Source organism: Microbacterium elymi, from assembly GCF_021582895.2.
GTDB classification, from domain to species: Bacteria; Actinomycetota; Actinomycetes; order Actinomycetales; family Microbacteriaceae; genus Microbacterium; species Microbacterium humicola.
In genome coordinates, this window is the sequence record NZ_CP091139.2 from 484612 (window position 1) to 496548 (window position 11937).

8 protein-coding genes and 7 pseudogenes are annotated in these 11937 nt (G+C 72.1%); 4 read left to right on the forward strand and 11 right to left on the reverse strand.

Translation table 11 applies throughout. The features are described from left to right. Nucleotides 1-2: 2 nt before the first annotated feature. A pseudogene (locus L2X98_RS02675) lies at nt 3-1598 on the reverse strand (ATP-dependent DNA ligase). Nucleotides 1599-1724: 126 nt separating this feature from the next. Here L2X98_RS02675 and L2X98_RS02680 point away from each other — a divergent pair. Then, nucleotides 1725-3081, forward strand: a pseudogene (locus L2X98_RS02680) (MFS transporter). On the opposite strand, the gene L2X98_RS02685 reads toward L2X98_RS02680, so the two are convergent. The 6 genes and pseudogenes from L2X98_RS02685 to L2X98_RS02700 form a co-directional block, all read right to left on the reverse strand. Further along, nucleotides 3078-4052 (reverse strand): epimerase, encoded by a 975-nt coding sequence (locus L2X98_RS02685; protein WP_259612235.1) that lies wholly within the window; start codon nt 4050-4052, stop codon nt 3078-3080. The pseudogene L2X98_RS02680 and the gene L2X98_RS02685 overlap by 4 nt on opposite strands. Further along, nucleotides 4049-4699, reverse strand: a complete 651-nt coding sequence (locus L2X98_RS02690; protein ID WP_259612236.1) for an LLM class flavin-dependent oxidoreductase — start codon at nt 4697-4699, stop codon at nt 4049-4051. The genes L2X98_RS02685 and L2X98_RS02690 overlap by 4 nt, the downstream gene beginning before the upstream one ends. 58 nt (nt 4700-4757) lie before the next feature. After that, a pseudogene (locus tag L2X98_RS19850) lies at nt 4758-4904 on the reverse strand (LLM class flavin-dependent oxidoreductase); the annotation flags it as partial. Between the two features lie 61 nt (nt 4905-4965). After that, nucleotides 4966-5403 carry an LLM class flavin-dependent oxidoreductase gene (locus L2X98_RS19855; RefSeq protein ID WP_354002986.1) on the reverse strand — a complete coding sequence of 146 codons (438 nt, stop codon included), beginning with the start codon at nt 5401-5403 and terminating at the stop codon, nt 4966-4968. A 58-nt stretch (nt 5404-5461) separates the two neighbouring features. After that, a pseudogene (locus L2X98_RS19860) lies at nt 5462-5755 on the reverse strand (LLM class flavin-dependent oxidoreductase); the annotation flags it as partial. Next, nucleotides 5700-8252: pseudogene (locus L2X98_RS02700) on the reverse strand (ATP-dependent Clp protease ATP-binding subunit). The pseudogenes L2X98_RS02700 and L2X98_RS19860, both read right to left, overlap by 56 nt. Nucleotides 8253-8421: 169 nt before the next feature. Between L2X98_RS02700 and L2X98_RS02705 the strand changes: the two are divergent. After that, nucleotides 8422-8790: a VOC family protein gene (locus tag L2X98_RS02705; protein ID WP_259612238.1), complete on the forward strand. Its 369-nt coding sequence runs from the start codon at nt 8422-8424 to the stop codon at nt 8788-8790. On the opposite strand, the gene L2X98_RS02710 is transcribed toward L2X98_RS02705, so the two are convergent. Further along, nucleotides 8791-9651: a hypothetical protein gene (locus L2X98_RS02710; RefSeq protein ID WP_259612239.1), complete on the reverse strand. Its 861-nt coding sequence runs from the start codon at nt 9649-9651 to the stop codon at nt 8791-8793. A gap of 158 nt (nt 9652-9809) precedes the next feature. Here L2X98_RS02710 and L2X98_RS02715 point away from each other — a divergent pair. Continuing rightward, nucleotides 9810-10043, forward strand: a pseudogene (locus L2X98_RS02715) (tellurite resistance/C4-dicarboxylate transporter family protein); the annotation flags it as partial. A 115-nt stretch (nt 10044-10158) separates the two neighbouring features. Beyond that, nucleotides 10159-10803, forward strand: a complete 645-nt coding sequence (locus tag L2X98_RS02720; RefSeq protein WP_259613163.1) for a tellurite resistance/C4-dicarboxylate transporter family protein — start codon at nt 10159-10161, stop codon at nt 10801-10803. Here the strand turns inward: L2X98_RS02720 and L2X98_RS02725 are convergent. From L2X98_RS02725 to L2X98_RS02735, 3 genes and pseudogenes are all read right to left on the reverse strand, one after another. Beyond that, nucleotides 10760-11225, reverse strand: a pseudogene (locus tag L2X98_RS02725) (DUF3817 domain-containing protein). The gene L2X98_RS02720 and the pseudogene L2X98_RS02725 sit on opposite strands and share 44 nt — an antisense overlap. 24 nt (nt 11226-11249) lie before the next feature. Then, nucleotides 11250-11678, reverse strand: a complete 429-nt coding sequence (locus tag L2X98_RS02730) for a MarR family winged helix-turn-helix transcriptional regulator (RefSeq protein WP_259612240.1) — start codon at nt 11676-11678, stop codon at nt 11250-11252. 9 nt (nt 11679-11687) lie between these two features. Beyond that, on the reverse strand, nt 11688-11915 hold the full coding sequence (locus tag L2X98_RS02735; protein WP_259612241.1) for a hypothetical protein: 228 nt from the start codon (nt 11913-11915) through the stop codon (nt 11688-11690). Between the last annotated feature and the right edge of the window lie 22 nt (nt 11916-11937).

The following is an 11937-nucleotide window of genomic DNA, read 5'->3' on the forward strand; positions in this document are numbered from 1 at the left end:
GGTCACGAGCCGCGCAGCGCGCGCAGCGTCTGGATCGTGTCGGCGTCGGCCGGGCTCTTGTCCGGCCGGTACCCCTTGACCCGGGCGAAGCGCAACGCGATGCCGCCGGGGTACCGGGTCGAGCGCTGCACGCCGTCGATCGCGATCTCGACCACGGTGACCGGCTCGACGTACACGGTGGACGCGGTGCGTCGCGTCTCGATCTCGGCGAAGCGCGCCGTCTGCCAGCGCAGCGCTCGTCGGTGAGCCCCTTGAACGTCTTGCCCACCATCACGAACCCGTCCGGATCGCCGAACGCGCCGGCCGGGTCGCGGGCACCCAGGTGCAGGTTCGACAGCCAGCCGCGCCGCCGGCCGGATCCCCATTCGCAGGCCAGCACCACCAGGTCGTAGGTGAGCACCGGCTTGACCTTGATCCACGTCGCCCCGCGCCGCCCGGCGGCGTACGGCGCCTCGATCCCCTTGACCACGACGCCCTCGTGGCCGGCCGCCAGTGCGCGGGCCGACAGCCGCTGCGCGGCGTCCGGGTCGGCGGTGACGATCCCCGGGACCCGCAGACTTGCCCGGCCACACGCGCCAGTTCGGCCTGCCGCACATGCAGCGGCTCGTCGATGAGGTCACGTCCGTCCACGTGCAGGATGTCGAAGAACCACGGGCGCAGCGCCGGCGGGGCTGTGTCGATCCCCGCTGTGCCGATCCCCGCTGTGCCGATCCCCGCTGTGCCGATCCCCGCTGTGCCGATCCCGTCCGTGCCGAACCGGGCCATCGTGTCCTGGAACGGACGCGGCGCGCCGTCCTCGTCCAGGGTCAGCGTCTCGCCGTCGAGGATCACCGCATCCGCCGGCAGCGCCCGCACGGCGGCGACGATCTCGGGGACCCGATGGGTGACGTCGGCGAGGGTGCGGGTGTACACGCGCACGTCGTCGCCGCGCCGGTGCACCTGGATGCGGGCGCCGTCGAGCTTGTACTCCACGGATGCCGCACCGGTCGTCTCCAGCGCGGCGGCGACGGATGCCGCGGTCCCCGCGAGCATCGGCAGCACCGGGCGGCCCACCCGCAGGCCGACGGCGGCCAGATCGGCTCCGGTCAGGGCGAGCTGCGCGGTCTCGCCGAGATCGCCGGAGAGCATGGCCGCGCGCCGCACCAGTGCCGGGTCGGCATCTGCGGCGCGGGCGATCGCCTCCAGCAGCACGCCCTGCAGGGCGCCCGTGCGCAGCTCCCCTGCAGCACGCGGGCCAGGAGGTCCCACTCCCGGGCCGTCGCGCGCTCCGCCAGCTCGTGCAGCAGGGCGGTCCGTCGCCCGGACGATCCTTCACCGGATGTCGCGGCCAGCTCCGCGAACACCGCATCGACGTCGGCGATGCCCACGGCCGCCGCATCCGCGTGCACGGTGGTCATCGCGGCGGTCATCGCGGCGAGCGCGCGCCAGCCCACGCCGAGCCGCCCCTGCCGCGGCGCCGCGGTCAGCAACCCGATCGCGGCCGGGATCTCCGCCGGCTCGACGCGGGCCAGCAGCGTCGCGAGCGCCTCGGTCTTCGCCCGGCGCGAAGAGGTGGCGGTGACCGCCTCGAGCGTGTCGACGACCTCAGCCAGCAGCATCCCCGCATTCTCGCACCCACCGCCGACAGCCGGGGGAATGCGCACCCCGCGACGCATGGTTGAGTGGGCATATGGTCACTGAGGTCGGGCTTGCGCGGCGAACGCGGACAGATCCTGCTCTCGCTCATGCTGGCCGGCTTCCTGATCGCCATCGACTCGACGATCCTGGCCACCGCCGTGCCGACGATCGTGGCCGACCTGGGCGGATTCGGCCAGTTCCCCTGGCTATTCTCGATCTACCTGCTGGCCCAGGCCGCGTCGGTGCCGGTGTACGCGAAGCTGTGCGACACGTTCGGCCGCAAGCCGATGATGATCATCGGCATCCTGCTGTTCCTGGCCGGCTCGGTCGCCAGCGCTCTCGCCTGGAACATGACCGCCCTGATCGTGTTCCGCGCCGTCCAGGGTCTCGGCGCGGGCGCGATCACCCCGACGAGCATGACCATCGCCGGCGACATCTACACGGTGCGCGAACGCGCCACCGCCCAGGCGTACCTGGCCAGCGTGTGGGCGATCTCGTCGGTGGCCGGGCCGACCCTGGGCGGCGTGTTCGCGCAGTTCCTGTCGTGGCGGTGGATCTTCTGGATCAACGTGCCGCTGTGCCTGCTGGCCCTGTTCATGCTGACCCGCAGCTACCACGAGCGATTCGAGCGGCACCGCCAGCGGATCGATGTGGCCGGGGCGGCGCTGCTCACGGCCGCCCTGGTCCTGCTCGTGCTCGGCGTGCTGGAGGGCGGGCAGGGCTGGGCGTGGGCGAGCTGGCAGAGCATCGGATGCTTCGGTCTGGGCGGCGCGCTCCTTGTGGCGTTCGCCCTCGTCGAGCGGAGGGCGGCCGATCCCGTGCTCGCCCCATGGGTGCTGTCCAGCCGGGTCGTGGTCACCACGTCTCTGGCCGCCCTCGGCGTGGGCGCCGTGCTCATCGGCCTGACCTCGTTCGTCCCGACGTTCCTCCAGTCCACCGCCGGCGCGTCGCCGCTGCTGGCCGGGCTCGCGGTGGCGGCGCTGAGCCTAGGCTGGCCGATCAGCGGATCGCTGGCGGGCCGCTTCTATCTGCGCATCGGGTTCCGGTCCACCGCGGTGATCGGCAGCGTGCTGGCCGTGGGCGGCGCGCTGCCTGCTCGCGTTCGCCGCGACGCCGTCGCTCGTGCTCACCGCCGCAGCGTGCTTCGTGGTCGGACTCGGCCTGGGCCTGGTCGCCAATCCGTCGCTGATCGCCGCGCAGTCCTCGGTCGACCTGCGCCGTCGCGGCGTGGTCTCGGGCACGAACATGCTCGCCCGCTCGGTGGGCAGCTCGATCGGCGTCGCCGTGTACGGCGCGATCGCCAACGCGGTCATCGCCACCGGCGGCGGGCCGCAGCATCCCTCCGCCATCCAGGCCGGGTCGGTGGCCGTCTTCATCGGCGTCGCCGCCTCTGCGGTGCTCCTGGTGGCGTGCACCGTGCTGATCCCGCACGTGCCGATCGCCGACGAGGGCCGGGGGCGCTAGCGGCCCCGCCACACGTCGCGCAGCGCCTCTTCCAGCTCCGGGTGGGTGAACGCGAATCCGGCATCGGTGAGCCGCTGCGGGAGCACCCACCGGCTCTTCAGCACCAGTTCGGGTTCGGTGCGCAGCGCCCACATGGCCGGCTCCAGCACACACCGCGGGGCAGGCACCCCGATCGGCATCCCCACCACACGACGCAACGTCGCCATGAGCGTGCGGTCATCGGTCGGGTGCGGCGATGACAGATTGACCGGACCGGTGATCTGCGGGTGATCGCGCAGGAACCGTACCGCGCCGACGACATCGTCGAGGTGGATCCAGCTGAATCGCTGTCGCCCGCCCGAGCGGTGCCACGCCGCGCGTCCGTCACCGCTGGGCTGTGTGCCGATGCCGCGATAGCGCCGATGTGGGAACCATCGTCCGTCGAAGTGCGGGCCGCCCAGCCCGAGCCGGGCGAGCGTGAACAGGCGAGCGGTCGCCGGCCCGTCGCCCAGGACGATCGCCATCCGCAGCGCGACCCGCCGCGTGCCGGGCAGGTCGCCCGCGAACAGTTCCGCCTCCCAGTCGCGCGCGACGTCCACGGAGAAGCCCTCGCCGAGTTCGCCGCCGTCCTCGGTCTGGGCCCGGTCCAGCGCGTACCGATAGATCGTCGCGGTGCTCGCGTTCAGCCAGAGGCCGGGCGGGGCGGATGCCGCCGCCACCGCATCGCCGAGCATCCGCGTGGTCGCGACCCGCGACCGGTGGATCTCGTCCCGGTTCCGATCGGTGTACCGGCAGTCGACCGACTTGCCGGCGAGGTTCACCAGCACGGCCGCGCCGTCGACCGCTCGCCGCACGCCGTCGGCGTCGTCCCAGCGCGCGTCCGGGCCGGCGCGGCCGATGTGCCGCACCCGGTACCCGTCCGCGTGCAGAGCCTCGGTCAGCGCTCGTCCGACGAAGCCCGACCCGCCCGCGAGGGTGGCGACCGGGTTCACCCCCGCACCCGCCGCCCGACCTCCGCCGCCGCCGTGTAGTAGTCGGTCAGATCGGCGTCGTCGGTGGGCATGAGCACGACGTGGTCGACGCCGGCCGCCGCGAAGCGGCGCACTCCGGCGGCGATATCCTCGATCGAGCCTGCGAGCACCCGATCGGCGGCGTCGTCCGGCGCGTCGTCGCCGAAGTGGCCGACGGCGCGGGCTGCGGCATCCGTCCCGAAGGCGGCGACGACGTAGGCCACCACGTGCTGCACGGCGTTCGACGCGCGCACCGTCCGCACGGCCGTGGCCACCTCGTCGACGGTGTGCCCCATGTCCAGGACCGTGCCGTCGGCGACCTCGCCGGCCAGTGCCAGGGTCCTCGGCCGTTCGGCGGCCGCGTAGACCCGGGGCGCCGCGGTCGGCGGCCAGTCAAGCCGCACCCGGTCGAGCGTCACGTATCGTCCGTCGACGGTGACCTCGTCGCCGGCCAGCAGCGCGCGCAGCGCCGGGACGTACTCGCGCATCAGGGTGAGCGGCGACGCGACTCGGGCGCCGGCCTGGGCCATCCACGGCAGCACGCCGTGGCCGACCCCGGGCATGAGCCGGCCGGGGAACAGTCGCTCGATCGTCGCGATCTCCATCGCGGTGGCCGCGACGTTGCGCAAGCGGCATGGGCGCGATGCCGATCCCGATGCGCAGGCGCGCGGTCCAGGCCAGGGCCGCGGATGCCGCGGCGAACGCCGAGGTGCGGAAGCAGTCCTCCCACACCCACAGCGCGTCGAGCCCCGCGTCCTCGGCGGCCAGCACCGCGGCGCGGAACGATTCGGGCGGATTCGGGTGGGGCGTGAAGATGGCGCCGACGCTCGTCATCCCCCCATCCTGCCCGCCATCTGCACGAACCGCAGGTAATCGGCGACATCGTCGCCGGCGGTCATCGCCCGCAGCACGACCTCGTCGACGGCGCGACGGTAGGCCGGCAGCGTCCCGCTGTCGGGCGTGAGCACGGTCTCGGCCGGGTCGACGCCGAGCCGTGCGAAGTTCGCGGCGTACTTCGGGAAGCGGGCGTAGCGCTTGCACCTCGGCGCGCAGCCGCGGCATCCCGCCCGGCTCCAGGGCCGTGCGGACGTAGAGCGCGACATGCGCAGCCCGGCGCAGCCAGGTGCGCCCTCGCCGTCTGCGCGGCGGCGTCCTGCGGGGTCAGCCAGCTCAGCAGCATCCCGTCGCCGGCCTCGGCCGCCAGCGCCCGCATCTTCGGGCCGAGCGCGCCGACGACGATCGGCGCATCCGTCCCCGCACGCAGGGCGTCGATGCCGTTGCGCATGGGCGCCAGGACCGGACCGGATGCCTGACCCGAGCCGATCCCCAGCATCAGCCGGCCCTCGGGCAGGCCGTCTGCCTTGGCCAGGATCTCCTCCGGGGTGCAAGCGGTCCAGCGGCACGACACCGGTGCCCAGCATCAGCCGATCGGTGACCCGCGCGGCCGCCTGCAGCGCGGCCAGCGCGTCGCCGCCGGGGGTGTCGTTCACCCAGAGGGCAAAAAGGCCGGCACCCTCGGCCGCCGCGGCGATCTGTGCGATCGCCGCGGGGCCGAGGGTGCCGGCCACTCCGATGGACAGGGGTGCATCGCTCATGTCCCGAGTGTGCCACGCACCTCCCCCGTGCGGGTCACGCCGCCTGGTGCACGGGCGCCGCCGTGACGGCCAGCGCCCCCTCCACGGCATCCACGGTCACCGCTCCGCCGTCGCCCAGCGCACCCGACACGAACAGGTCGGCGATGCGGTCGTCGACCTCGCGCTGGATGAGCCGGCGCAGCGGGCGCGCCCCGTACTCGGGCTCGTAGCCGTTCTCGACCAGCCACGCCACGGCGGCGTCGGTGACCTCGATGCGCACGTCCCGTCCGGCCAGCCGCGTGCGGCTCGCGTCCAGCAGCAGCCGGACGATCTCGCCGAGCTGCGTGCGATCCAGCTTGCGGAACAGCACGATCTCGTCGATCCGGTTCAGGAACTCCGGACGCATCGCCTCGCGGAGCTTGCCCATGACCCGATCGCGCAGGTCCTTCTCCGACCCGAACCCGGTCTCTCCCCCGCCGTCGGCGAGGAATCCGATGGCCCCGCCGCGGGACGCGAGGAACTCGCTGCCGAGGTTGGAGGTCATCACCACCACGGTGTTGCGGAAGTCGACCGTGCGCCCCTGCCCGTCGGTCAGGCGCCCGTCATCGAGCACCTGCAGCAGCAGGTTGAACACGTCGGGATGCGCCTTCTCGATCTCGTCGAACAGCACGACGGAGTACGGGTTGCGCCGCACCCGCTCGGTGAGCTGCCCGGCCTCGTCGTAGCCCACGTATCCCGGGGGTGCGCCGACCAGGCGCGACACCGTGTGCCGCTCGCCGAACTCGCTCATGTCGAACCGGATCACCGAGCTCTCGTCGTCGAACAGCGACTGCGCGAGAGCCTTGGCCAGCTCGGTCTTGCCGACGCCGGTCGGGCCCAGGAACAGGAACGAGCCGATCGGCCGGCGCGCGTCGCCCATGCCGGTGCGGTTGCGCCGCACCGCCTTGGCGACGGCGGTCACCGCGTCGTCCTGTCCGATGACCCGCGCGTGCAGCTCGTGCTCGAGCATCGCGAGGCGGTCGCGCTCGCTCTCGGTGAGACGCGCGACCGGGATGCCGGTGGCCCGGCTGATCACGGCGGCGATCTCGGGCTCGTCCACGACGGCATCCGCCGCCGGCGCGGCGACCAGTTCGTCCAGCTTGCCGCTGCACGTCCGCGATGTCATCGCGCAGCCGCGAGGCGTCCTCGTAGTGCTCTGCCGAGACGGCGGCGTTCTTCTCCGCCTCCAGATCGGCCAGCTGCCGGCAGCACGCCGGAGTCGGTCCGCACGCCCAGGCGCAGCCGCAGCCGGGCGCCGGCCTGGTCGATGAGGTCGATCGCCTTGTCCGGAAGCACCCGCTCGGTCAGGTACCGGTCGCTCAGCTCGACGGCGGCGCGCAGCGCGTCGTCGGTGTAGCTCACCCGGTGGTGCTCTTCGTACGCGGGCTTGAGGCCGTGCAGGATCCGGATCGCGTCGCCCACGCTCGGCTCGCCGACCTTGACCGGCTGGAACCGGCGTTCCAGCGCAGCATCCTTCTCGATCCGCCGGTACTCGCCCAGCGTCGTCGCGCCGATCAGGTGCAGTTCGCCGCGCGCCAGGCGCGGCTTGAGGATGTTGCCGGCATCCATCCCGCCGGCATCCCCGCCGCCGCCGGCGCCGACCACGGTGTGCACCTCGTCGATGAACACGATCAGCTCACCGGAGTGAGCCGCGATCTCGTCCATCATCTTGGTCAGCCGCTCCTCGAAGTCGCCGCGGTAGCGCGTGCCGGCGACCATGGCAGCCAGGTCCAGGGCGATCACCCGCTTGCCGCGCAAGCTGCTCGGGCACCTCGTCCGCCACGATCGCTCGGGCCAGGCCCTCCACGATCGCCGTCTTGCCGACGCCGGCCTCGCCGACCAGCACCGGGTTGTTCTTGGTACGGCGTGACAGGATCTCGATCGTCTGCTCGATCTCGTCGGCGCGTCCGATCACCGGATCGAGTTCGCCGGCCTCGGCCAGGGCGGTCAGGTCGGTGCCGAACTGGGCCAGCATCGGCGTGTCGCCCTGCTCCGCGCCGCCCGCAGCCGACGTTCCGCCGGCCGTCATGGTCTCGTTCGCACCCTGGGTGAGCGCCTCGGCGGTCACCCCGGCCTGGGCCAGCACCTGCCCGGACGGGATGTCCTGGGCGAGCACGAGGGCGAAGAACAGGTGCTCCGGGTCGACGTAGGTGGATCCGGACGAGCGGGCGACCTGGAACGCGTGGAACAGCGCCCGCTCGAGCGACGGGGTCATCACAGCGCCGTCGGTCTCGCCGATCGCACGCGTCTCGGCCGGCAGCCGCTGCTCGGCCGCCCGGGCGATGGCCGCCGGGTCGGCGCCGACGCGCCGCACCGCCTCGCGGGTGGGCGAGACGTCCATCAGCATCCGCAGCACGTGCAGCGTGTCGACCTCGCGCTGGCCGCGCCCCAGAGCGAACTGGACCGCGTTCTGCAGCACCTCTTGGGTGCGGGCGGTCATGAAGCGGCTCAGATCGACCGAGCGCTGTTGACGCGCCCGCTCGCCGGCGAGGTAGCGCGCGAGGAAGTCGTCGAACGCGCCCGCGCCGTTCTCGGCGCCCTCGATCGGGGGTGTGCCGTCATCGAACATTCAGTACTCCTCGAAACTTGAGTGTATGTGCATCAAGTCTACGAACTTGAGCACGGTTGTATCAAGTTACAACGCGACGGTGCACCGGGTATTCCAGGTCGCGGGCAGCACGTCCGAGCATGTCGGAGCCCCCGCGTAGCGTCGGAGTCACACATTCGAAGGAGACCCCATGGACTGGCGCATCGAGCTGATCTTCGTACCCGTGACCGACGTCGACCGCGCGAAGGAGTTCTACACCCGGATCGGGTTCCACCCCGACCACGACCAGACGCCGTTCGACGGACTGCGGTTCGTGCAGATGACCCCGCCCGGGTCGGCGTGCTCGATCGCGTTCGGCACGAACCTCGGCATCGATCTCGAGCCGGGGCGGCAGAACACCATCCAGGTGGTCGTTCCGGATGCCGACGAGGCGCTCGCGCACCTGCGTGCGGCCGGCGCCGAGGCCGAGGGAGTCGACGAGCAGGCGTGGGGCCGCTTCGTGACGTTCCGCGACCCCGACGGCAACCGCTGGACGCTGCAGCAGGTGCCGGCCCGGTAGTCAGCGGGCGGGCACGGCTCGCGCCCGCAGCGACGGATCCACCTCGTCCCACTTCTGCACGGTCTGGGCGATCCAGAACACCGCGAACAGCACGACCAGACCGGACTCCCCCACCAGGATCCAGGGCTGCCCGGTCTGGTCGGCGCCGGCGAGCCGGGCGATCATGACGATGCCGAGGTAGACGAGGAAGGCCGCCATCCCGATGGCGACGCCGGCGTACAGCGCGCGCCACCGATCCGCCGACGTGATCGCCGCGGTCACCGCGACCGCGGCGGTCAGGGCGAAGAAGGCGCCGGTGGCCACCAGGTGGCCGAGGCGCAGGAGGCTGTCGGGTGCCGTGAGCATCCAGCCGATCACGCCGATCGCGACGATCACCGCCACTGGGGCGGCCACGAGCACGCCGGTCGACGCGGTGCGCTGCACGCGGGCCAGCACGAGCGCCAGCACCACGCCGAGGACGGCGATCACCGCGAAGGTCACGATGCCGTTGCGCACGTCGGGGGCGGCATCCGCCGGCACGCACGGCACCGACGATGAGCACTCCGGGTCGACGCCCGGGGCATCGCCGGCCTGGATCGGGGTGGGGATGATCGCGATCAGCGGGGCGAACAGCGCCGCCAGATCCAGCAGGATCTGCTCGAGGCTGTGACCGGACAGGGCCAGCAGCGCCAGCGCGATGGCGAACAGCACCCCGGTGAACACCGTGCGCCCCGGCGTGTAGAACAGTGCGCTCAGGGAGGTCACCGCGCCGTCGGCCACCACGACGGCGACCAGGGATGCCGCCAGGGCCGCCACGGCGCCGACGATCGAGATCCGCAGATACCGGTAGGTGCGCTGGGTGGACGTGCTGGAGAGCTGCATATTCACGATCCTGCACCCCGCGGGCCGGATCCGCGGGGCGCTAGCCTTGGGGCGTGTCCACGACGTCCACGCTGCTCGGCCGTGCCGACCGGAGCGTCGCGGAGCTGACCCCGGGGTACTTCGCGCTGGTCATGGCCAGTGGAATCGTCTCGGTCGGGATGCGCACGAACGGCTGGGTCGCGGCATCCGTCCTGCTCCTGGCCGTCGCCGCGATCGCGTACGTCGTCCTCATCGTGCTGAACATCGTGCGGACGGTGCGCCACCGCGCGAATCTGGCGGAGGACTTCGCCGACCCGGCCCGCGCGTTCGGGTTCTTCACATTCGTGGCCGCCACCTGCGTGCTGGGCAGCCGGCTCAGTCAGGAGGGCGGCTTCCACATCGTGTCGCTGGTGCTGCTGCTCGTGGCATCCATCGCGTGGATCATCCTCGGCTACACCGTGCCGTGGACGGCGGTGCTCGGCGACCGCAAGGCGCAAGCCGATCACCACCGCCAACGGCACCTGGTTCATCTGGGCGGTCGCCAGCCAATCGATCGCCGTGCTGGCGGCGACCCTCGAGGTCGAGCCCGAACTCGCTCCCGCGCGGCCGGCCCTGGCGCTGCTGGCCGTCTTCTCCTGGTCGGTGGGGACCTTCCTCTACTGCGCGGTCGGGGTGTTCGTGGGGGTGCGGATGCTGACCGTGCCGTTCCGGCCCGCAGACCTCACGCCGCCGTACTGGGTCGCGATGGGCGCCACCGCCATCACCGTCGTGGCGGGTGCGCGGATCGTGCAGATGGCGGATGCGCCGATGGTGGATGCCACGCGCGGCCTGATCGCGGGCGCCTCGGTGTTCTTCTGGGCGTTCGGGACCTGGCTGATCCCGCCGCTGGTGATCGCCGGCTGGTGGCGGCACGTGCGCCACCGCATCCCCTTCCGCTACGAGGCCACGCTGTGGAGCATCGTCTTCCCGCTGGGGATGTACGGCGTGGGCTCGCAGTTCCTCGGCGACGTCGACCATCTGCCGATCGTGCACACGATCGGCTACGTCGAGATGTGGGTGGCGCTGGCGGCGTGGACCGGGACCTTCGTCTGGATGCTGGTCACCATCTGGCGCGACGTGCTGCGGCCGGTCAGGCCCGCCCGCCGGGCGGACCGATCACCACCAGCGCGGTGAACAGCACCGCCACCGCGACGACGGCCAGGCCGCCCAGGAGCACCGGTCGGACCAGGAAGAAGCGCAGCGAGCCGGTCATGCCACGTGCTGTCGCGCGGATCGTCGGTGGCCTCCCGGCGCCAGTCGCCGGCCAGCCGCCCGGTGCGGTGCAGCCAGATCTCGGCCGGAATCGTCGCGTAGGGCACGATCGCCGAGCCGATCGCGACGATCGTCGGCCACGCGCCCCAGCGGTTGTTCTTGGCGACCAGGATCGCGGTGGCGCCATAGCAGAGGAAGACGAACCCGTGGATGCCGCCGCCGATCAGCACGGCCACCGCCAGCCCGGCGGTCGCGCGCAGGATCAGACCGGTGATCAGAAGGGTCCACGTGATGGCTTCGGCGACGGCGAAGACACGGAAGAGTCGGGAGGGAGAGCGGAACATACCTTCAGTGTAACTGAAGATCCTTCAGGGATTCTGAAGGTCCTCTCCGAACGGCTCCTCGTGCAGCCCCTCGAGAGCGTCGGTCAGCGCCGGCGAGGCCTGCGAGAACACGGCGTCCAGGCGCGCGAGCCGCGCATCGGCCTCGGCGAGCGCCGCGGCCCCCTTCTCGGTGACGCGGAGGGTGGATGCTGCGCCCGCGTGGGCTGTGGCATCCGCCGCCAGCCCGTCTCCGACCAGCGCGCGCACCGCCGTGTGGGCGGTCTGCACGGTGATCTGCGAACGCCGCGCCAACTCCGAGAACGAGATGCCGGGCGTGGCCTGGATGTGCGCGAGCAGCCCGTACTTCCGGGTGGTCAGGCCCAGGTCCTTCAGCTGCGCGTTCAGCTGCCCGTCCCAGATGCTCCCGACCGTCAGCAGGGAGATCACGGGACTGAACGGCGGACGCTGAGGCATAGGGCAATGCTAGTAGGGGCGACCCGGAGGCATCGGCGGACGCGGCCCCGCTCCGGGAGGGAACCCGCCTGCTCGCCGCGCGCGCTCCTCGTCGGCGAGCAGGACACCGTTCTTCACGGCGGTGCGCATGATGAGGTACCCGATCCACAGGGCCAGTGCCAGCGTGCCCAGGTAGACGATGAGCCCGACGAGCAGGACGCCGAAGCCCAGGCCGGCCATTCCGGAGTAGTCGTTCATAGGCTCACCATAGCTCGGTGAG

What these genes read in the sequence shown, in the direction of transcription:
- L2X98_RS19855 (WP_354002986.1), bottom strand. Translation starts at nt 5,403, where the DNA reads ATGCTGGGGATCGGCTCGGGTCAGGCATCCGGTCCGGTCCTGGCGCCC.
- L2X98_RS02705 (WP_259612238.1), top strand. Translation starts at nt 8,422, where the DNA reads ATGGACTGGCGCATCGAGCTGATCTTCGTACCCGTGACCGACGTCGAC.
- L2X98_RS02710 (WP_259612239.1), bottom strand. Translation starts at nt 9,651, where the DNA reads ATGCAGCTCTCCAGCACGTCCACCCAGCGCACCTACCGGTATCTGCGG.
- L2X98_RS02730 (WP_259612240.1), bottom strand. Translation starts at nt 11,678, where the DNA reads ATGCCTCAGCGTCCGCCGTTCAGTCCCGTGATCTCCCTGCTGACGGTC.
- L2X98_RS02735 (WP_259612241.1), bottom strand. Translation starts at nt 11,915, where the DNA reads ATGAACGACTACTCCGGAATGGCCGGCCTGGGCTTCGGCGTCCTGCTC.